Source organism: Streptomyces sp. NPDC059564 (assembly GCF_042735575.1).
Lineage (GTDB): Bacteria > Actinomycetota > Actinomycetes > Streptomycetales > Streptomycetaceae > Streptomyces.
This window is the reverse complement of record NZ_JBHWBP010000035.1, coordinates 1-18,349: the sequence shown is the minus strand read 5'-3', so window position 1 is coordinate 18,349 and position 18,349 is coordinate 1. Positions and strand designations below refer to the sequence as shown.

At 70.8% G+C, this 18,349-nt stretch carries 17 protein-coding genes; 5 read left to right on the top strand and 12 right to left on the bottom strand.

Annotated elements, in window-relative coordinates; all coding sequences use genetic code 11:
* Positions 1-139: 139 nt before the first annotated feature.
* Together ACFV0Q_RS09715 and ACFV0Q_RS09710 are read right to left on the bottom strand one after the other, a co-directional pair.
* On the bottom strand, positions 140-400 hold the full coding sequence (locus tag ACFV0Q_RS09715; protein WP_385003118.1) for a hypothetical protein: 261 nt from the start codon (positions 398-400) through the stop codon (positions 140-142).
* A complete protein-coding gene (locus ACFV0Q_RS09710; RefSeq protein ID WP_385003115.1) occupies positions 397-1,308 on the bottom strand; it encodes an SPFH domain-containing protein in 912 nt (303 codons plus the stop codon). Before ACFV0Q_RS09710 ends, ACFV0Q_RS09715 begins: the two co-directional genes overlap by 4 nt.
* A 243-nt stretch (positions 1,309-1,551) precedes the next feature.
* Between ACFV0Q_RS09710 and ACFV0Q_RS09705 the strand changes: the two genes are divergently transcribed.
* Positions 1,552-3,843 (top strand): transglycosylase domain-containing protein, encoded by a 2,292-nt coding sequence (locus ACFV0Q_RS09705; RefSeq protein ID WP_385003112.1) that lies wholly within the window; start codon positions 1,552-1,554, stop codon positions 3,841-3,843.
* Between the two features lie 71 nt (positions 3,844-3,914).
* On the opposite strand, the gene ACFV0Q_RS09700 is transcribed toward ACFV0Q_RS09705, so the two are convergent.
* The 3 genes from ACFV0Q_RS09700 to ACFV0Q_RS09690 all read right to left on the bottom strand — a co-directional run bounded on the left by ACFV0Q_RS09700 (position 3,915) and on the right by ACFV0Q_RS09690 (position 8,544).
* Entirely contained in the window at positions 3,915-6,077 is a 2,163-nt protein-coding gene (locus ACFV0Q_RS09700) for a SpoIIE family protein phosphatase (RefSeq protein WP_385003109.1), read from the bottom strand.
* 254 nt (positions 6,078-6,331) lie between these two features.
* Entirely contained in the window at positions 6,332-7,039 is a 708-nt protein-coding gene (locus ACFV0Q_RS09695; protein WP_385003106.1) for a DUF402 domain-containing protein, read from the bottom strand.
* 101 nt (positions 7,040-7,140) lie between these two features.
* Positions 7,141-8,544, bottom strand: coding sequence for a class II fumarate hydratase (locus ACFV0Q_RS09690; protein WP_385003103.1), 1,404 nt, complete (start codon positions 8,542-8,544; stop codon positions 7,141-7,143).
* 107 nt (positions 8,545-8,651) lie between these two features.
* Here ACFV0Q_RS09690 and ACFV0Q_RS09685 point away from each other — a divergent pair, with 107 nt between their 5' ends.
* Complete coding sequence (locus ACFV0Q_RS09685; RefSeq protein ID WP_385003100.1) at positions 8,652-10,178, top strand: ricin-type beta-trefoil lectin domain protein; 1,527 nt, start codon at positions 8,652-8,654, stop codon at positions 10,176-10,178.
* 98 nt (positions 10,179-10,276) lie between these two features.
* Here ACFV0Q_RS09685 and ACFV0Q_RS09680 read toward each other — a convergent pair whose 3' ends face one another.
* From ACFV0Q_RS09680 to ACFV0Q_RS09655, 6 genes are all read right to left on the bottom strand, one after another.
* Positions 10,277-11,047 (bottom strand): glycerophosphodiester phosphodiesterase, encoded by a 771-nt coding sequence (locus ACFV0Q_RS09680; RefSeq protein WP_385003097.1) that lies wholly within the window; start codon positions 11,045-11,047, stop codon positions 10,277-10,279.
* Positions 11,048-11,187: 140 nt separating this feature from the next.
* Positions 11,188-11,430 (bottom strand): hypothetical protein, encoded by a 243-nt coding sequence (locus ACFV0Q_RS09675; RefSeq protein ID WP_385003094.1) that lies wholly within the window; start codon positions 11,428-11,430, stop codon positions 11,188-11,190.
* Positions 11,431-11,685: 255 nt separating this feature from the next.
* The gene (locus ACFV0Q_RS09670; RefSeq protein ID WP_385003091.1) at positions 11,686-12,537 is read right to left on the bottom strand and encodes a helix-turn-helix domain-containing protein; all 852 of its coding nucleotides are present in this window, start codon (positions 12,535-12,537) and stop codon (positions 11,686-11,688) included.
* Positions 12,513-13,037: a DUF6879 family protein gene (locus ACFV0Q_RS09665; RefSeq protein ID WP_385003088.1), complete on the bottom strand. Its 525-nt coding sequence runs from the start codon at positions 13,035-13,037 to the stop codon at positions 12,513-12,515. Before ACFV0Q_RS09665 ends, ACFV0Q_RS09670 begins: the two co-directional genes overlap by 25 nt.
* Positions 13,021-13,212 (bottom strand): hypothetical protein, encoded by a 192-nt coding sequence (locus ACFV0Q_RS09660; protein WP_385003085.1) that lies wholly within the window; start codon positions 13,210-13,212, stop codon positions 13,021-13,023. The genes ACFV0Q_RS09665 and ACFV0Q_RS09660 overlap by 17 nt, the downstream gene beginning before the upstream one ends.
* 174 nt (positions 13,213-13,386) lie before the next feature.
* The gene (locus tag ACFV0Q_RS09655) at positions 13,387-15,054 is read right to left on the bottom strand and encodes a fumarate hydratase (RefSeq protein WP_385003082.1); all 1,668 of its coding nucleotides are present in this window, start codon (positions 15,052-15,054) and stop codon (positions 13,387-13,389) included.
* Between the two features lie 161 nt (positions 15,055-15,215).
* Between ACFV0Q_RS09655 and ACFV0Q_RS09650 the strand changes: the two genes are divergently transcribed.
* Together ACFV0Q_RS09650 and ACFV0Q_RS09645 are read left to right on the top strand one after the other, a co-directional pair.
* Positions 15,216-15,890 (top strand): DUF1707 domain-containing protein, encoded by a 675-nt coding sequence (locus ACFV0Q_RS09650; RefSeq protein WP_385003079.1) that lies wholly within the window; start codon positions 15,216-15,218, stop codon positions 15,888-15,890.
* Positions 15,891-16,066: 176 nt separating this feature from the next.
* On the top strand, positions 16,067-16,465 hold the full coding sequence (locus tag ACFV0Q_RS09645) for a WhiB family transcriptional regulator (protein WP_385003076.1): 399 nt from the start codon (positions 16,067-16,069) through the stop codon (positions 16,463-16,465).
* A gap of 78 nt (positions 16,466-16,543) precedes the next feature.
* On the opposite strand, the gene glpX is transcribed toward ACFV0Q_RS09645, so the two are convergent.
* Positions 16,544-17,575: a class II fructose-bisphosphatase gene (gene glpX, locus ACFV0Q_RS09640; protein ID WP_385003073.1), complete on the bottom strand. Its 1,032-nt coding sequence runs from the start codon at positions 17,573-17,575 to the stop codon at positions 16,544-16,546.
* A gap of 236 nt (positions 17,576-17,811) precedes the next feature.
* On the opposite strand from glpX, the gene ACFV0Q_RS09635 reads away from it, so the two are divergent.
* Positions 17,812-18,339: a DUF4245 domain-containing protein gene (locus tag ACFV0Q_RS09635; RefSeq protein WP_385003181.1), complete on the top strand. Its 528-nt coding sequence runs from the start codon at positions 17,812-17,814 to the stop codon at positions 18,337-18,339.
* Positions 18,340-18,349 lie beyond the last annotated feature (10 nt).

The window sequence follows — 18,349 nt, the reverse complement described above, 5'->3', positions numbered from 1 at the left end:
TATACACAGGGTGTATACGCACGGTGTATAGATGCGGCGGGGTGCGGGCCGCACGGTGGCGGGGGTGCGGGCCGCAGGCCGGTGGGCATGCCGAAGCCCGGGGAGGCGGAGATGCCTTCCCCGGGCGCGCGGCGGGTGCTCAGGTGTCCGATTGGGTGCGCGGGCGGCCGCGCGGCGGGATGGGGGCGGCGCCGCCCGGGAGGCGGCCCGTCTCCGACAGGGCCCGGCGCAGGAGGAACTCGATCTGCGCGTTGGCGCTGCGCAGCTCCTCGCCGGCCCAGCGCGCGAGGGCGTCGTAGACCTGGGGGTCCAGGCGCAGCAGGACCTGCTTGCGTGCCTGCCGTGCCGCCCGGGGGGCCGGCCGGCCGGTGCCCGCGTCGTCCTCGCCGCCGGGGCTCACTGGTAGAGGGTGCCCGTGTTGATGACCGGCTGGGCCGCGCGGTCGCCGCAGAGCACCACCATCAGGTTCGAGACCATGGAGGCCTTGCGCTCCGGGTCCAGGTCCACGATCTCCTCCTCGGCCAGCCGGGTCAGGGCCAGCTCCACCATGCCCACCGCACCCTCGACGATCTGCTTGCGCGCCGCCACGACCGCACCGGCCTGCTGGCGCTGGAGCATCGCGGAGGCGATCTCCGGAGCGTACGCGAGATGCGTGAAGCGGGACTCGATGATCTGCACGCCCGCCGTCTCGACCCGGCTGGACAGTTCCACGGCGAGCTTCTCGGTGATCTCCTCCGCGTTGCCGCGCAGCGAGAGCCCGCCCTCGTCGTGGGAGTCGTAGGGGTACTCGATCGCGATGTGCCGTACGGCCGTCTCGGTCTGCGTCTCCACGAACTCGGTGAAGTCCTCCACCTCGAACACCGCCCGCGCGGTGTCGGAGACCCGCCAGACCACGACCGCCGCCAGCTCGATCGGGTTGCCGTACGCGTCGTTGACCTTCAGGACGGCCGTCTCGTGGTTGCGGACCCGGGTGGAGATCCTCTCGCGGGAGGTCAGCGGGTTGACCCAGCGCAGCCCGTCCGTGCGGATCGTGCCCCGGTAGCGGCCGAAGAGCTGGACCACGCGGGCCTCGCCCGGCGCCACCGTGTTCAGCCCGCTCATCGCGAAGAGCGAGCCGAGGGCCGCCAGGACGCCGAGGAGGATCAGCGCCACCTTGACCCCCGTGGTGGAGGACGCCGCGCCGAAGGCGATCAGGGCGGCCCCGGCCACCGTGCCGACGAGTCCGAGCAGCAGGGCCAGCCCGCCGCCGACGCTGTGCGCCGTGAACTCCCGTATCTCGCTCGGCTGCCTGTCCACTGGCGTTGTCATGGTTTACCCCCGTTTGGTGTGGGGCGTCCGGTCGCGGCCGACCGGAGCGCCTAGCAAAGTGATATCACTTTTTGCGCTAACCGCAACCCATCGGGTCTCATGGGCGTCGGTTCCATTGACGTGGGTGCTGATTGTCACGTCCGAATTGACCGGTATTGATCAGGGTTAGCCAACCTTTGTCACAGCCTGCGGTGTTAGTTTTCTGAGCTGACGTCGGGGGGGTAATCGAGCGGAGCGGGAGCGATGGGCCGAGCAGAAGCGCGACGGGCGCAGCAGCAGCGCGGTGCGCGGAAAGCGCCACGCGGCAGCGAGGGCAAGTCGACCGGCAAGTCGACCGGCAAGAAGAAGCGCAGCGGCATACGTCGCTTCCTCAACTGGAAGACGATCCTCGGGACGGTCCTCGGAGGCCTCCTGCTCCTCGTCCTCGGAGCGGTCGTCCTCTACTTCCTGGTGGACAAGCCCGACCCGAACAAGAACGCGACGCTCCAGAGCAACACGTACAAGTACTCCGACGGCTCGGTCATGGCCCGCACGGGCGCGATGAACCGCGAGATCCTCCCGATCGACAAGATCCCCGAGGACGTGCGGACGGCCTTCATCGCCATCGAGAACAAGTCCTTCTACAAGGACAGCGGCGTCGACGTGATGGGCGTGGCCCGCGGCCTCTTCAACACGGTCACCGGCCGCGGCAAGGCCGGCGGCTCGACCATCACCCAGCAGTACGTCAAGAACTACTACCTGACCCAGGACCAGTCGGCGACCCGCAAGCTCCGCGAGCTGGTGATCTCCATCAAGGTCGACCAGAGCACGGACAAGAACGAGATCCTCGCCGGCTACCTCAACACCAACTTCTACGGCCGCAACGCCTACGGCATCCAGGCCGCGGCCCAGGCCTACTACGGCGTCGACGCCGACAAGCTGACCCTGGAGCAGGGCGCCTACCTCGCCGCCGTCATCCAGGCCCCCAGCCAGTACGACTGGGCGACCGCCGGCCCCAACGGCAAGCGGCTGGTCATGATCCGCTTCAACGCCGTCCTCGACAACATGGTCGAGATGGGCAAGCTGGACCAGGCCAAGCGGGCGACCCTGAAGTTCCAGGAGCCCATCAAGCCCAAGCCGCTCCCGGGCATGGACGGGCAGAAGGGCTACCTCGTCCAGGCCGCCAAGAAGGAGCTGGGCAAGCAGGGCATCAAGGACGCCGACATCACCGCCGGCGGCTGGACCATCACGCTCAACGTCGACAAGAAGAAGCAGGCCGCGCTGGAGAAGGCGGTCCAGGACGAGCTGGAGTCCAAGCTCGACCGCAAGGACACCAAGGAGCGCCCCCAGGACCAGAGCGTCCAGGCCGGCGCCACCTCCGTCGACGCCAAGACCGGCGCGATCGTCGCGATGTACGGCGGCGTGGGGCTGACGGAGAAGGCCGAGAGCAACGCCCTGCGCACGGACTACCAGCCGGGCTCCACGTTCAAGCCGGTCGTGCTGGCCACCGCCCTGGAGACGGGTGCCAAGACCCAGGACGGCCGTCCGATCACCCCGAACGCCCTCTACGACGGCACCAGCAAGCGCCCCGTCGTCGGCAGCGCGACCGCCTTCGCCCCGCAGAACCAGGACGACATCAACTACGGCGACCCGATGCTCACGGTCCAGGAGGCCACCAACTCCTCCGTGAACTCGGTGTACGCGCAGATGATCGTGGACGCCAAGCCGGAGAAGGTGAAGGAGACCGCGCTCGCCCTCGGCATGACGGACCGCGACGGCTGGCCGGCCGACCGGCCCGCGATGTCGCTCGGCACGATGAGCGCCAACACCGTCGAGATGGCCGGCGTCTACGCCACCTTCGGCAGCCACGGCAAGAAGGTCACGCCGACCATCGTCAAGAAGGCCGAGCACGCGGACGCGGCGTTCAAGCCCGTCAACCCCATCGGGGCGCAGGTCCTCACGAGCGAGACCGCCGACACCGTCACCAAGGTCCTGACCGGCGTGGTCGAGGACGGTTCCGGCAAGGCCGTCCGCAGCTCCGCCTACGAGGCCGCGGGCAAGACCGGCACCACCGAGTCCAACGTGGCCGCCTGGTTCACCGGCTACACCCCGGAACTGGTCACCGTCGTCGCGATGTTCGGTGAGGACCCCAACACGCACAACCAGGTCACCCTGACCGGTACGGCCGGCAAGGGCCGTGCGGGCGGTTCCAGCTTCCCCGCCCAGATCTGGCAGGCGTACACGCTGGCCGCGCTCAAGGGCCAGACCACCGGCCAGTTCGACCTGTCGGACGCCGAGATGGGCACCCCGCCGGCGCCGACCCGCAGCCCGTCCCCGTCGTCGAGCCAGGCCATCACCCCGACGCCGAGCACCTCCGGCACCCGCCCCACGGGCACCCCGGACCCGTCGGGCAGCTCCGGCAAGCCGACCCCGCCGACGAAGAACCCGACGCCGCCGACGAAGAACCCCACGCCGCCGACGAAGGATCCGACGCCGCCGACCAAGGACCCGACGCCGCCGCTCTTCCCCCCGAACCCCAACGCGCAGCAGCGGTAACCGCCGTCACCGCGCACACCACCGCCCCGCAACGATCACGCTGCGGGGCGGTGGTGTGTGCGGGGTGCGCCTCAGCGCCGGTCGTGCGACCCCGGCAGCGCGAGCTCGAACCAGACGACCTTTCCGCTGCTCAGGCGGGTGGCGCCCCAGCGGCGGGCCAGCCGGTTCACCAGGAACAGGCCGCGGCCGCCCTCGTCGGTGTCCCGGGCCCGGCGCTGGCGCGGCAGCTGCGGGGAGTCGTCGCCGACCTCGCAGCGCAGCACGTCGGTGCGCAGCAGGCGCAGGGTCACGGGCCGCTCCGCGTACCGGACGGCATTGGTGACGACCTCGCTGACCAGCAGCTCCAGCGAGTCGCTCAGCTCCTCCAGGCCCCACCGCGTCAGCGCGCGCCGGGCGAAGCGGCGGGCCCGCCCCGGGGCGGTCTCCTCCGGGTCCAGGAACCAGTACGCGACGTCGCTGGGCGCGATCCCCTCGAAGCGGGCCGCGAGCAGGGCGATGTCGTCGTCCCGGTCGCCCGGGCCGAGCATGTCCAGCACGTCGTCGCAGAGGGCCTCCAGCGGAGGCGAGTGGTCCAGCCCGGTCAGCTGCGCGGTCGTCGCCAGGCGCTCCCGGAGCTGCTCGATGCCGGTCCACACGTCCCGCAGCCGGGACTCCACCAGGCCGTCCGTGTACAGCAGCAGGGTGGCCCCGGCGGGGGCGTCCAGCTCGACGGCCTCGAAGTCCACGCCGCCGACCCCGATGGGGGCGCCCGGCGGGACGCGGAGCACCTCGGCGCGGCCGCCCAGGTGCAGGAGCACCGGCGGCGGGTGGCCGGCGTTGGCGATGGTGATCCGGTGCGAGACGGGGTCGTAGACGGCGTAGAGGCAGGTGGCCATCCGGTCGGAGCCCAGGCGCTGGGCCTGCTCGTCCAGGTGGTGCAGCACCTCCGCCGGGGGCAGGTCCAGCTGCGCCAGGGTCTGCGCGGTGGTGCGCAGCTGTCCCATGATCGCGGCGGAGGTCATGGAGTGGCCCATGACGTCGCCGACGACCAGCGCGACCCGGCTGCCGGGCAGCGGTATGGCGTCGTACCAGTCGCCGCCGACCCGGGCCGTCTCGGCGGCGGGCAGGTAGCGGGAGGCGAGCCGGACGCCGGTGGGCTGGGGGAGGCTGTCGGGCAGCATCGTGCGCTGCAGCTCGTCGGCGATGTACGCCTCGCGGCCGTAGAGCACGGCCTTGTCGATGCCGAGCGCGGTGTGCGTGGCCAGCTGGGCGGCGACGAGCAGGTCGTTCTGCTCGAAGGCGTCCCGGTCCGGGGTGCGCAGGAACACCGCCGCGCCGATCACGCGCCGGCGGCCCCGCAGCGGGGCCAGGATGGCCCGCTGGCCGCGCGGCACCGGGTGGTCGGACCCCAGCAGCTCCGGGAGCGCGTCCCGGGCGCCGGCGGCCGAGCCGAAGACGGGCCGTACGCCGCGCAGCACCTCGGCGAGGGCCCCGCCGGGGCGGATCTCGCACAACTCGGCGGCGGGCAGGTCACCCTGCGGCCCGACCAGCGGCAGCTGGCTGAAGTCGAGCTCGCCGGCGGCCCCCGTGGCCGCGGCGCCCTCGGGGCTCTCGGCGGTCTCGCCCACGGTGAGGTCGTCGATCGGCCGGAGCCGGTCGGTGCGCCGGAGCCTTAAAACGACCGGTCCGACGGGCCGCTCGTCGCCGACGGGCAGCGGGTCGCGCAGGTAGACGAGGATGGCGTCGGAGAAGGTCGGCACGGTCGCCCGGCACAGGCCCAGCACGATCTCGTCGAGGTCGATGCCGCGCGCGATCCGACGGGTGGCGGCGCCGACGAAGCGCAGCCGGTCGCCCTCGCGGCGGGCCACGCTCACCTCGCCGGGACCGGTTCCGCTGCCGGCGCCCGAACCGGTGCCGGATCCGATGGCCGGTGCGATGCCCGGCAGCGCGGTCCCGCCCGTGGCGGAGGGCGCCGGGCCGGGACCCGTGCCCGCGTTGCGCGCGGCCTCGCCGTCGCGCGTGCGCGCGCCGCCCGGGCCCGGGTCCGCCGCGTCGTGCCCGGAGCCCCGGGCGCCCTGCGGGCCGCCGCCGGTGGCGCCGCGCGGGCGCGGGAGGTCGGCGGGCTGAGTCTGCGCATGCGTGCGTACGGCCTCGGCGGCCGCGATGGGCGCCTTGCCGTGGCCGGGCTCGTCCGTACCTCCGCCGGGGGCGACGACGGGCTGCGGGCCCTCCTGGGAGGTGGGGTACTCCGTCACGCGTGGAATTCCGTCCGTTTGCGCTCGATGTGCGCTGCACTCAACTCGGTCAGTCGCGGTATACCCGCTCAGCGGCGGAGGCACCATCACCCCCGGGTTCCGCGTCCCGCTCGTTACCTCTCTCGCTCGGCGCCGACCTCCGGTCAAGTCCCGGTCGCCACAGGTCATTTGCGGCTACGGGGCCCAGGAGGCCCCCCGCGCACGACCGGCGGAGGACGATCCTACGTTTCAACCCCGGGGGCGCATCAAGGGTCTCATGAGGTCATATGCGCCGGGGTGCGGTCCCAGTCCTCCGGCAGGGCCGGAACTCCCCAGGCCGGATCGGGCCGCCAGTCCTGCCAGCCGTCGCGGAACGGCGGCCCCCAGGCCTCGATCAGCGCGACCGCCGCGCGCCCGGCCTCCTCGACCCGCCGGGCCTGCTCGGGGTCCATCAGGCCGATCCGCCGGGCCTGCGCGAACTCGTCCTCGTCCCGCCAGGTCCAGCTGCGGTCCGGGTAGACGGAGATGTCGAGGAAGTGGTCCACCGAGTCCACCCCGCCCGACCACCGCGAGCGCGGCTCCTCGAGGTTCACGTACCAGCTCCTGAAGTGCCAGCCGTGGTCCCAGAACAGCCACACCGACCACGGCTCCCCGGGCCGGGCCAGCTTCAGCACGCCCGCCCCGAACCAGCGCGACCGTACGGTGGTCCGGGGCGCGGTGTAGCGGGTGGCGAGCGGTTCCTCGTGCACCGGGGTGCCGTCGGCGAGCACCGGCTTGACGCATTCGGTGCCGGGGGCCATCCACACCGCCAGCAGCTCGTCGGTGTCGCGCACCACGGTCACCGGGCGGGCGATGTGGACCTGGCCCTTGAGACCCGGGGCGTGGTCGCGGTAGCGCCAGAGGATCCGGTCCCCGGGCGCCCAGTGCGCGTGCTGCGCGGGGCCGTGCCCCGCACCGCTCCCGGACCTGTGGCTACCTGTCATGCGCAGATCTTAGGGCGGCCGTCGCCGAACTGGCTGCGGTGCAGGTCACGGAGGGGTGCGGGGACGGTAAACGACCGGATTCGGCCCCTGGAAGGGGTCGCTCAGGGGCGGGTCATCCGCAGCACGTCGAGGGCCTCGTCCAGCTGCTGAAGGGTGAGCGCGCCCCGTTCGACGTAGCCGGACTCCAGGACGACCTCCCTGATCGTCTTACGTTCCGCGAGGGCCTTCTTCGCGACCTTGGCGGCCTCCTCGTAGCCGATGTAGCGGTTCAGCGGGGTGACGACGGAGGGCGAGGATTCGGCGAACTCCCTGGCCCGCTCGGAATTGGCGGTGATCCCGTCCACCGTGCGGTCGGCCAGCAGCCGGCTCCCGTTGCCGAGCAGCCGGATCGATTCGAGGAGGTTCCTGGCCATCACCGGGAGCATCACATTGAGCTCGAAGTTACCGGCCGCGCCCGCGACGGCGACCGTCGTGTCGTTCCCCATCACCTGGGCGGCGATCATCAGGACCGCCTCCGGGACGACCGGATTGACCTTTCCGGGCATGATCGAGGACCCCGGTTGCAGATCCGGCAGATTGATTTCGGCCAATCCGGTGCGCGGACCGGAGGCCATCCAGCGCAGATCGTTGCAGATCTTGGTGAGCGAGACGGCGATCGTACGGAGCATCCCGGAGGTCTCCACCAGCGCGTCCCGGGCGCCCTGGGCCTCGAAGTGGTTGCGGGCCTCGGTCAGCGGCAGCCCGGTCGCCGCCGCCACCTCGGCGATGACGGCCGCGGAGAAGCCCGGCGGGGTGTTGATGCCGGTGCCGACGGCCGTGCCGCCCAGCGGCAGTTCGGCCAGCCGGGGCAGCGCCGCGCGCAGCCGTTCGACGCCGTAGCGGATCTGGACGGCGTACCCGCCGAACTCCTGGCCCAGGGTGACGGGCGTGGCGTCCATCAGGTGCGTGCGCCCGGCCTTGACCACCTCGGCGAACTCGGCCTCCTTGCGCTCCAGGGCGGCGGCGAGGTGTTCCAGGGCCGGGATCAGCTCGCCGGAGACGGCGGCGGTGGCGGCGATGTGGATCGACGAGGGGAACACGTCGTTGGAGCTCTGCGAGGCGTTGACGTGGTCGTTGGGGTGCACGTCGCGCCCGAGCCGCTCGGTGGCCAGGGTGGCGATGACCTCGTTGGTGTTCATGTTGGACGAGGTGCCGGACCCGGTCTGGAACACGTCGACGGGGAAGTGCGCGTCCCAGCGGCCCTCGGCGACCTCGGCCGCCGCGGACCGGATCGCCTCCGCGATGTCCGCGTCCAGCACGCCCAGCTTGGCGTTGACGGTGGCGGAGGCCGCCTTGATGCGGGCCAGGGCCTCGATGTGGGCGCGCTCGAGGTGCTGGCCCGAGAGCGGGAAGTTCTCCACCGCGCGCTGGGTCTGGGCGCGCCATTTGGCGTGCGCGGGGACCCGTACCTCGCCCATGGAGTCGTGCTCGGTGCGGAACGCTTCGGCCTGCTGATCGTCGGTCATGTTCGTGGCCTCCTCAAAAAGTTGAGCAATTGTCTTGTTCGAAGTGTTCCCAACTCCCCTACCGGCCAGTAAATACCGGGGGTAACACCGATCTAGGGGAGGCGTTCATGGCACGTGCGCGTACGAAACGACTCAGATCTACCTTCGCCGCGGTCGCGGTGATCGCGGCCGCCCTCGGGGGCGTCACCGCCATCACCCCCATGGCGCAGGCGGCCCCCGCCGCCGGCGGCTCCGCCACGCCCCTGCCGCCGGAGCTGGAGGCCGTACGGGCCGCCGAGGCCACCAAGATCTACGGGGACCCCGCGATCCGCCCGCTGAACGAGCGCAAGACCGGGCTGATCTCGCTCGGCGACAGCGAGATCTCGGGCGAGGGCGTCGGCAACTACGACCCCGCCACCAACACCGCGTCCAACCAGTGCCACCGCTCGCCGGATTCGGCGATCCACCGCACCGGCATCCCGGCGGACCTCACCTTCAACGTAGCGTGCTCCGGCGGGTACACCGGCAACATCCGCATCGGCGGCAGCAAGCAGTACGCCGACGAGCTGGTCCAGAGCGACAGCCTCGCCGTCAAGGCCCGCAACACGAAGATCAAGATGGTGCTGCTGGTCGCCGGGGCCAACGACGACCTCCAGTTCGGCCCCGTCATGACCGACTGCGTGACCCGCTGGGTGCTCAGCCAGGGCACCTGCGAGCCCAAGTACGGGCCCGGCTGGCAGGCACGCGTCGACGGCCTCAAGCCCAAGGTGGAGACCACCGTCGCCGACCTGAAGACGGTCATGCGCGACGCGGGCTACGCCGACTCCGACTACAAGCTCGTCGTGATGGGCTACCCCAGCCCCATCGGCCCCGACTTCAACGACAACCCCAGCTTCCCCGGCAAGCTCCCCGGCGGCTGCGCCGGCTACGACTCCGACGCCGCCTGGGGCCGCAACTACGCCGTGCCCACCTTCGAGAAGGGCATGCGCGAGGCCGCCCGTGCCTCCGGCGCCCTCTACCTGGACAACTCGCGGCTCTTCCACGGCCACGAGGTGTGCATGGAGGACACCTGGGCCCGCGGGCTCTACCTCGACCTCGGGGACCACTTCCCGTGGGACGAGAACACCGCCCGGCAGTCCTTCCACCCCAACTACCGCGGCCACGGCGCCTTCGCGTCCTGCCTGACCCAGCTCTACGACTCCGGCCTGCGCGAGGCCTCCTGCGCCGACCCCGCCAGCACCGGGACCCCCGTCCTGCAGGCCGGCACCTGGGACGACCTGTACAAGCCCCTGAAGAACGAGGCGACCGGCAACTGCCTCGACACCTTCGGCGGCTCCAGCGCCAACAACACCAAGGTCGTCGGCTGGGACTGCCACGGAGGCCGCAACCAGGGCTGGTGGTACGACCCCGCCCGCAAGGCCGTCCACACCGAACTGACCCAGGACCGCTGCCTGGACGTCCCCGGCGCGAACTACGCCGGCGGCACCGGTCTGATCATCTGGAACTGCCACGGCGGCGCCAACCAGCAGTTCGTCCGCGACGGCGCCACCCTGCGCCCCGCGGCCGCCACGAACCTGTGCCTGACGGTCTCCGCCGCCCACGAGCAGCTGCGCCTGCAGCCCTGCAACGGCGCGGCGAACCAGCGCTTCGCCTGACCCCGCCGCCCCCTCGACCCCCACACCCGGCCGGCTCACCCCGGCCGGGTGCCGGACCTCGCGCGCAGGAGGGGTCACCGGGCGCGCCCGTCGGGTCGTCACATGTCCCGCAGCACCTCGCGCACCTCGCGCGGCCGGTTGGTGATGAGCGTGTCCACCCCGAGCCGGACGCACAGCTCCACGTCCTCGGGCTCGTCCACGGTCCACACCCGCACCGCCAGCCCCTTCGCCTTCAGCCGCCCCACCAGGGCCGGGTCCTTGCGTACGAGGTCGATGCCCGGACCGGCGTGGGTCGCGTACGGGGGACGCGGCGGCCGGATCCGCCGCTCGACCAGGTACACGGCGGGCAGCCCGGGCGCGAGGCGGTGCAGCCGGTCCAGGGCCGTCCGGGAGAAGCTCATCACCTCGACCAGCCCCGTCGAGCCGTCGGCCAGCCCGTAGTCCTTCAGCATCCGCACCAGCTCGGCCTCCAGCCGGCCCCCGGCCCGGGTGGGGTGCTTCGTCTCGACCGCCAGCCCCACGGGCCGGTCCGCGGCCAGCGCCTCCTTGAGCAGGTCCTCGAAGAGCAGCACCTGCGCCCCGCGGTGCGCCTCGCCCTTCCACCGGCCGAAGTCGAGCGCGGTCAGCTCCTCGTACGTCATCGCCGAGACGACCCCGCGCCCGTCGGAGGTCCGCTCCACCGTCCGGTCGTGCACGCAGACCAGCCGCCCGTCGGCACTGAGCCGCACATCGCACTCCAGCGCGTCCGCGCCGTCGGCGATGGCCTGCCGGTAGGCCTCGATGGTGTGCTCGGGGTGCTGGTACGAGGCCCCGCGATGGGCGATGACCCGCACATCGCGCGCGGCGCGGAGGAAGGACGGCTCAGTCATGCCCCGACGGTATCGGGATGCGGTGACCGGCCCGGTACGGGACCCTGCCCGGATGGCTGAACAGTTCATGACGCTCCACCGCACCCCCTGCGCCTCGTGCCGCTCCGACGACCGGCTGCGCTGCGAAAACCCGGTCCGCCTCACCGTCGGCAGGTCGGAGAACAGGATTCCGCGGGAGACCGCAGGGCCTCGGCGAGCTGTTCGGCCGCCTCGGCGCGGATCATGCCGAGGTTCACGTACGCCTGGCCGCTGTGCGTCACGACCGGCAGGACCGTGGACCACGCCGCCTCGGGAATGCCGAGGGCGGTGAGGGCCGCCCGTATCGCTTCCGTGGCATTGGTGGCCCGCGTCCAGCTGTCCCTCCACGTCTGCATGTCGATCACGCCGCAGCCACTTTCCGGCCGGGGCATTCCCCCGTGTGCCGGTAGACCACGACCAGCGGACCGGAACCCCGCTCGACGGTTCCCCGGCGCACGGGGTCGAGGGGCCCGACGTCCCGCCGGCAGACCGAACACTTCTGCCCAGGGGGCGCGTATGTCACGTACTCCCACGCGTCCGTCTCGGTTGCCATCGCGCACCCCTTTGTCGCTGTCTCCGGTAATCGACAGCCAATGGTGTCCGGGTAATGGGCAGGGGTTCTAGCCGGTTTCCTGTTCGCGCAAGAACTCTGCCCCGATGGCCGTCAGCATGGCGCGCATGTCATCGCCGGAACAGGCGCACGAAGAGAACCGATCGAACTTGTCCACGTAGACGGCGACGTCCCGAGGGTCGGTCACCACCAGTTCGGCGTGCGTCGCTTCCACCGTCACCACGCGGTCATCCCGGATGACAAATGAGTGGCCGGGGACGTCCGTTTGTGGCGCGTCGAGCGGGACGACTCGAATGTCCACGTTCGGTAGACGGGACAAGAAGACAATCCGATCGAGTTGCTCCGCCAGCATGGGGGCAGGGAGGATTCGCCAACGCAGGACCGTTTCCGTGAGGATGAAACGCAGGGTCTTGTCCGTGTTGTAGAGAACCCTCTGCCTATCGATCCGTGCAGAGATGGTGCGGCCCAGTTGCTCTTCGCTCAGCCCTTTGGGTCCCAGTACGGCCCTGATGTATTCAGGGGTCTGCAGCAGGCCGGGAACCAGAGAGGGCTGGAAGAGGCGCAGCAGAGTCATGGACTGTTCCAGCGCCCGGATCTGCTCTTGTTTCCGATGGAATCCCAGACGCCGGTACAGGCGCCACGCCGTGGCCTCTGTGGCCTGGGCGCGGGCGGCAGCCATGTACTGGGCCTTGATGTCGGTCGAGACGTCGAGCGCAGTGAGGATGCGATCCACGTCGACGACACTCGGAGCCGCGCGGCCGGTCTCGATCTTGGACAGCTTCCCCGTTGACATGACGGCGCTGCGGGCCACGGCTTTGGCTTCCAGCCCGGATGCCTGCCGTAGTGCCCGCAGCGCTGCGCCGAGTTCCGTTCTGTTCACCCGCCGTGCTTCGCCCACCATGAGGAGAACGGTTCGGCGTGAGCCAGTGCAGTGTCCCGGTACCGGATGAACTCCGCCGCGTTCTCTTCGGGCAGGAGGTCCGGCCCGAGGAACGCCCCGGTCTCGTCGTACTCCATGACGACCGGAGTCTTCTCATCGAACAGCCAGAAGTCGGGCGCCGCAGGCAGGGGGTTCGGCTTGTCTGTCGTGTCGAGGATGAAGAACTCTTCCCCGCCGGTCATGTTCTTGACGTACCCCCAGCCGAGTTCGTAGCGGAGATAGTCCGTCAGGGGGCGGGAGACGATGTGCACTCGATACATGCGCTTTCCCGCCTGTGTGGCGGCTCGCACGGTCTCGACCCACCCCCGGTTGTAATCGACCGGCTGCGGCTCACCCGCCAGGAAAGCGCGCAGATTCTCGGCGCTCGCGGGAATGTTGTACTCGTCGAGGATTTCCAGCCGGAACGCTTCGCGCTCGAACGTCTTGAGCTGCTCCGTCAGACTGCTAGATGAGCTGATCACGAATCGCCTTCCGGATGAGTTCCATGGGGATTTCCACCAGTGTTTCGTGTGGCGGAATTTCCAGCCCGTGACCGGCGGGCACTCCCCCTTGCACAAGGAGGGTGTCGTTGTCCGTCGCGTAGAGCGTCGGGCAGTCACCGAACTCGCAGGTCGTGACGAGCTTGCGAACCTTCACGCAGTCCCCCTCGTGCCGTCGCCGTGTTGCGTTCCATGCTTCCGGCCGCCGCAACGGCAAGGCAAGGGGTTCGGGTTTCCGTTACTGGAAACCGCCCCGAGGGGTGGCGCTGCTGCGACGGCAAGAGCCCCCGGCGGGGGCGCCGGGGGCTCTTGGGTGGGGCGGGGGTGTCGGTTACGCCAGGCCCGGGCCGCGGAGCGGGATGTGGGTGAACGTCGGGGCCGGGGCCGGGTTCTGGAAGAAGTCGTTGCCCTTGTCGTCGACGACGATGAACGCCGGGAAGTCCTCGACCTCGATCTTCCAGACCGCCTCCATGCCGAGCTCCTCGTACTCCAGGACCTCGACCTTCTTGATGCAGTCCTGCGCCAGGCGCGCCGCCGGGCCGCCGATCGAGCCGAGGTAGAAGCCGCCGTGCGTGCCGCACGCGTCCGTCACCTGCTGCGAGCGGTTGCCCTTGGCCAGCATGACCTTGGAGCCGCCCGCCGCCTGGAACTGCTCGACGTAGGAGTCCATGCGCCCGGCCGTGGTCGGGCCGAAGGAGCCGGAGGCGTAGCCCTCGGGGGTCTTCGCGGGGCCGGCGTAGTACACCGGGTGGTCCTTCAGGTACTGCGGCATCTCGGCGCCCGAGTCCAGCAGCTCCTTGATCTTGGCGTGCGCGATGTCGCGCGCCACGACCAGCGGTCCGGTCAGGCTCAGCCGGGTCTTGACCGGGTGCTTGGTCAGGGTCGCGAGGATGTCGTCCATCGGCTGGTTCAGGTCGATGGAGACGACGTCGGCCGACTCGGCGAGGTGCTCGTCCGTGGTTTCCGGGAGGAAGCGGGCCGGGTCGCGCTCCAGCTGCTCCAGGAAGACGCCCTCGGCGGTGATCTTCGCCGTCGCCTGGCGGTCCGCCGAGCAGGAGACCGCGATGGCCACCGGCAGGGACGCGCCGTGGCGCGGGAGGCGGACGACGCGCACGTCGTGGCAGAAGTACTTGCCGCCGAACTGCGCGCCGATGCCGATCTTCTGGGTCAGCTCGAAGACCTGCTGTTCGAGGTCGAGGTCGCGGAAGCCGTGGCCCAGGGGGGAGCCCTCGGTGGGGAGCTCGTCCAGGTAGTGCGCCGAGGCGTACTTCGCGGTCTTGAGCGCGTGCTCCGCCGAGGTGCCGCCGACCACGATCGCCAGGTGGTACGGCGGGCAGGCCGCCGTGCCGAGCGAACGGATCTTCTCCTCCAGGAACTTCATCATGGAGGCCTCGTTGAGGACCGCCTTCGTCTCCTGGTAGAGGAAGGACTTGTTGGCCGAGCCGCCGCCCTTGGCCATGAAGAGGAACTTGTACGCGCCGCCGTCCGTCGCGTACAGCTCGATCTGCGCGGGCAGGTTCGAGCCGGTGTTCTTCTCCTCCCACATGGTGAGGGGGGCCATCTGCGAGTACCGCAGGTTGAGGCGGGTGTACGCGTCGTAGATCCCGTGGGACAGGGCCGCCTCGTCGGCGCCCTCCGTCAGCACGTTCTGGCCGCGCTTGCCCATGACGATCGCCGTGCCGGTGTCCTGGCACATCGGCAGGACGCCGGCCGCCGCGATGTTCGCGTTCTTGAGGAGGTCGAGCGCGACGAACTTGTCGTTCGACGAGGCCTCCGGGTCGTCGATGATGCGACGCAGCTGCGCGAGGTGCGCGGGCCGCAGGAAGTGCTGGATGTCGTGGATGGCCTCTTCGGCGAGCTTGCGCAGCGCCTCGGGCTCGACCTTGAGGAACGTACGGCCGTCGGCCTCGAAGGTCGAGACGCCCTCCGAGGTCACCAGCCGGTAGGGGGTGGTGTCCTCGCCCAGGGGGAGCAGATCGGTGTACGCAAACTCTGGCATGACGGCAGTCATTCCTCACTCGGCAGACGGCGCTGGCGACCAATTTGGCAGCGCGGTTAACCAGCGTAGGACCTCGCCCGGGCGCTTTGTCTGTGAGGTAAGGCTCACTCGGCCCCTCCGGGGGAGTATCGCGATCTATCGTGTCTCGCTATGCTGGCCCCGTGGACCTGGAAAAGCACGCCGCCGCCCCTGCCCCCGAGGCCGCCGCCCCCGCCGGGCTGCGCGCCTCCGACGCCGACCGGGACCGGATCGCGGAGATCCTCTCCCACGCCCTCGCGGAGGGCCGGCTGACCGCCGAGGAGCACTCCGAACGACTGGACTCCCTCTACGAACTGAAGACGGTGGGGGAGCTCGACGTCCTCGTACGGGACCTCCCGGCCGGCGCCGCCGCCGCGGCGGCTCCTCGGCCGGCCTTCCCGCCCGCCGCCGCCGTGGACCCGGCCGGCCCGGTCGAGACGGTCGTCGCCGTGTTCAGCAGCTCGGCGCGCAAGGGCCGCTGGCGCCCCGGGGCCCGCACCCGCGCCGTCTCGGTCCTCGGCGACATCACCATCGACCTCACCGAGGCCGTCTTCGAGCAGCAGGTCACCGAGATCAACGTGACCTCCGTCCTCGGCAACGTCGAGATCCTCGTCCCGGAGAACGTCACCCTGCGCGGCTACGGCAGCGGCGTCCTCGGCAACTTCGAGGTGCGCGGCGAGGGCGCCTCCACCGACCCCCAGGCACCGGTGGTCATCGTCCGCGGCTTCGCCCTGCTCGGCAACATCGAGGCCCATCCCAAGCTCGGCTCCCGCCTGGTCGACCTGGCCCAGAAACTCCGCAAGCGGCTCGACGGCTGACCCCGCCCGCGGGGCCCTCGTACGGGCCCGGGGAGCCGTACACGAGCGTCCCGTGCCTGCGGCGTATTTCGGTCGAACCTCCCCGCGCCGACGGCACACGGCGCTTAGGGGCACGCACAGCGGGTAGGGACTGGTGCATCGTCTCTCGCTCGCGTATACGTCGTCAGGAGTAGACCGTGCCGCATCCGCCGCATCAGTCCGTGCAGGCAGCCGCCGTCCAGAGTCTTCAGACGCGTCCGGCCGCCGTGCCGAAGCCGCGGGTGCCGGCCAGGGAAGAGGACGGCCCATGGCACGCGGAGGCGGTGTGCCGCAGGGACGAGGCGGGTCTCTTCTTCGCGCCGTCCAAGGAACCCACCGCGGCCCGGCTCGCCCGTGAGGAAGCCGCCAAGCGGGTCTGCGCCCGCTGCCCCGTGATGGTCGCCTGCCGCGAACACGCGCTGCTCCAGCCCGAGCCCTACGGGGTCTGGGGCGGACTCACCGCCGCCGAGCGCCGGGTCGTCCTCGGCCGCAGGCGCCGGCGCGCCGCCGAACTGCTCCCGGGCGCAGGTCAGCCGCCGGTCGCCGCCGCGGGCTGAGCCTCGTGGAACGGACGAAGGGGCGGCCCCCCGCACAGGGACCGCCCCTTCGCCGTGCCGTCACCGGCCGGACCGCTCCTACTGCGCCCGGGTGAAGTCGATCGCGCTGTAGGCGCGCAGCTTCGAGAGGCGGTGGGTGGAGTCGATCTGCCGGATCGTGCCCGACTTCGAGCGCATGACCAGCGAGGACGTGGTCGCCGTCTCCGCGCGGTAGTGGACGCCGCGCAGCAGCTCGCCGTCGGTGATGCCGGTGGCGACGAAGAAGACGTTCTCGCCGGACACCAGGTCGTTCGTGCTCAGGACGCGGTCCAGGTCGTGGCCGGCGTCCAGCGCGCGCTGGCGCTCGGCGTCGTCCTTCGGCCACAGCTTGCCCTGGATGGTGCCGCCGAGGCACTTGATGGCGCAGGCCGAGATGATGCCCTCGGGGGTGCCGCCGATGCCGAGGAGCAGGTCCACGCCGGTGCCCTCGCGCACCGCCATGACCGAGCCCGCGACGTCGCCGTCGGAGATGAACTTGATGCGGGCGCCGGTCTCCCGGATCTCCTTGACGATGCCCTCGTGACGGGGGCGGTCCAGGATGACGACCGTGACGTCCTCGACGGCCATGCCCTTGGCCTTGGCGACCCGGCGGATGTTGACCGAAACGGGCGCGTTGATGTCGACGAAGTCGGCGGCCTCGGGGCCGGTGACGAGCTTGTCCATGTAGAAGACCGCGGACGGGTCGAACATGGTGCCGCGGTCGGCGGCCGCCAGGACGGCGATGGCGTTGGGCATGCCCTTGGCGTTGAGCGTGGTGCCGTCGATCGGGTCCACGGCGATGTCGACCTCGGCACCGGTGCCGTCGCCGACCCGCTCACCGTTGAAGAGCATGGGGGCTTCGTCCTTCTCCCCCTCGCCGATGACGACGACGCCGTTCATCGAGACGGTGGAGATCAGGGTCCGCATCGCGTTGACCGCGGCGCCGTCCGCGCCGATCTTGTCGCCGCGGCCGACCCACCGGCCCGCGGCGAGCGCCGCGGCCTCGGTGACCCGTACGAGTTCCAGGGCGAGGTTGCGGTCGGGAGCTTCGGGAGAGACTTCGAGCTGGGGCGGCAGGTTGTGCTCGGTCATCGGAGCGCACCTTTCTGTACGACGACGGCCGGGATGTGAGGGTGCTGGAACTCTATCGGTACGTCGACATATTGAGCAGGGCGGGGCACTTATGAGCGGATTATCGGTCAACCGGTCGGCCTGACCGGACACCTCCCGTTCCCCGCAGGTCCCGTACGGGACTCCCGCCGCGCCCGTCACACCGACCCCGGCGGTGATCGCCCCCGGCGATGCGGGACGATGGGGGCGTGGCAGGTATGAAAGGCAAGCAGACGGTCTGGGACATGGTCCGGTCGCTGGCGGTGATCGGCGTCGTCGTGGCGGGTATCTACATCTTCCTCCCCCATGACGACCAGGCCGACCCGACGCGCACGGTGGACTACCGGGTGGAGACCCTCACGGCGCGGCGCGCGGCGCCGTACCCGGTCGCGGTCCCGGTGGGGCTGCCGCAGGAGTGGCGGGCGACCTCGGTGACGTACGAGCGCAAGAACTCCAACGCCTGGCACCTGGGCTTCCAGGATCCGGAGAAGCAGTACGTGGCGATCGAGCAGTCCAGCGACACCGCGGAGAAGTACCTGACGGCGGTCACCCAGAAGGCGAAGTCCACCGGGCGGACCCAGCAGGTCGGCGACCGGGCCTGGGAGCGCTGGGACGGCGAGAAGTACGACGCCCTCGTGCTCCGGGAGCAGGGCCACGTCACCGTGGTGACCGGTACGGCCTCCTTCGAGCAGCTCGGCACGATGGCGGCGGCCCTGGAGTTCAGGCAGGGCCCGCAGACCCCGTAGCCCCGTACCC

Coding starts and splice junctions, on each gene's coding strand:
- glpX (WP_385003073.1), bottom strand. CDS start 17,575: ATGACCGAGCACAACCTGCCGCCCCAGCTCGAAGTCTCTCCCGAAGCT.
- ACFV0Q_RS09695 (WP_385003106.1), bottom strand. CDS start 7,039: ATGACAGGTAGCCACAGGTCCGGGAGCGGTGCGGGGCACGGCCCCGCG.
- ACFV0Q_RS09710 (WP_385003115.1), bottom strand. CDS start 1,308: ATGACAACGCCAGTGGACAGGCAGCCGAGCGAGATACGGGAGTTCACG.
- ACFV0Q_RS09705 (WP_385003112.1), top strand. CDS start 1,552: ATGGGCCGAGCAGAAGCGCGACGGGCGCAGCAGCAGCGCGGTGCGCGG.
- ACFV0Q_RS09680 (WP_385003097.1), bottom strand. CDS start 11,047: ATGACTGAGCCGTCCTTCCTCCGCGCCGCGCGCGATGTGCGGGTCATC.
- ACFV0Q_RS09685 (WP_385003100.1), top strand. CDS start 8,652: ATGGCACGTGCGCGTACGAAACGACTCAGATCTACCTTCGCCGCGGTC.
- ACFV0Q_RS09690 (WP_385003103.1), bottom strand. CDS start 8,544: ATGACCGACGATCAGCAGGCCGAAGCGTTCCGCACCGAGCACGACTCC.
- ACFV0Q_RS09655 (WP_385003082.1), bottom strand. CDS start 15,054: ATGCCAGAGTTTGCGTACACCGATCTGCTCCCCCTGGGCGAGGACACC.
- ACFV0Q_RS09670 (WP_385003091.1), bottom strand. CDS start 12,537: ATGGTGGGCGAAGCACGGCGGGTGAACAGAACGGAACTCGGCGCAGCG.
- ACFV0Q_RS09635 (WP_385003181.1), top strand. CDS start 17,812: ATGAAAGGCAAGCAGACGGTCTGGGACATGGTCCGGTCGCTGGCGGTG.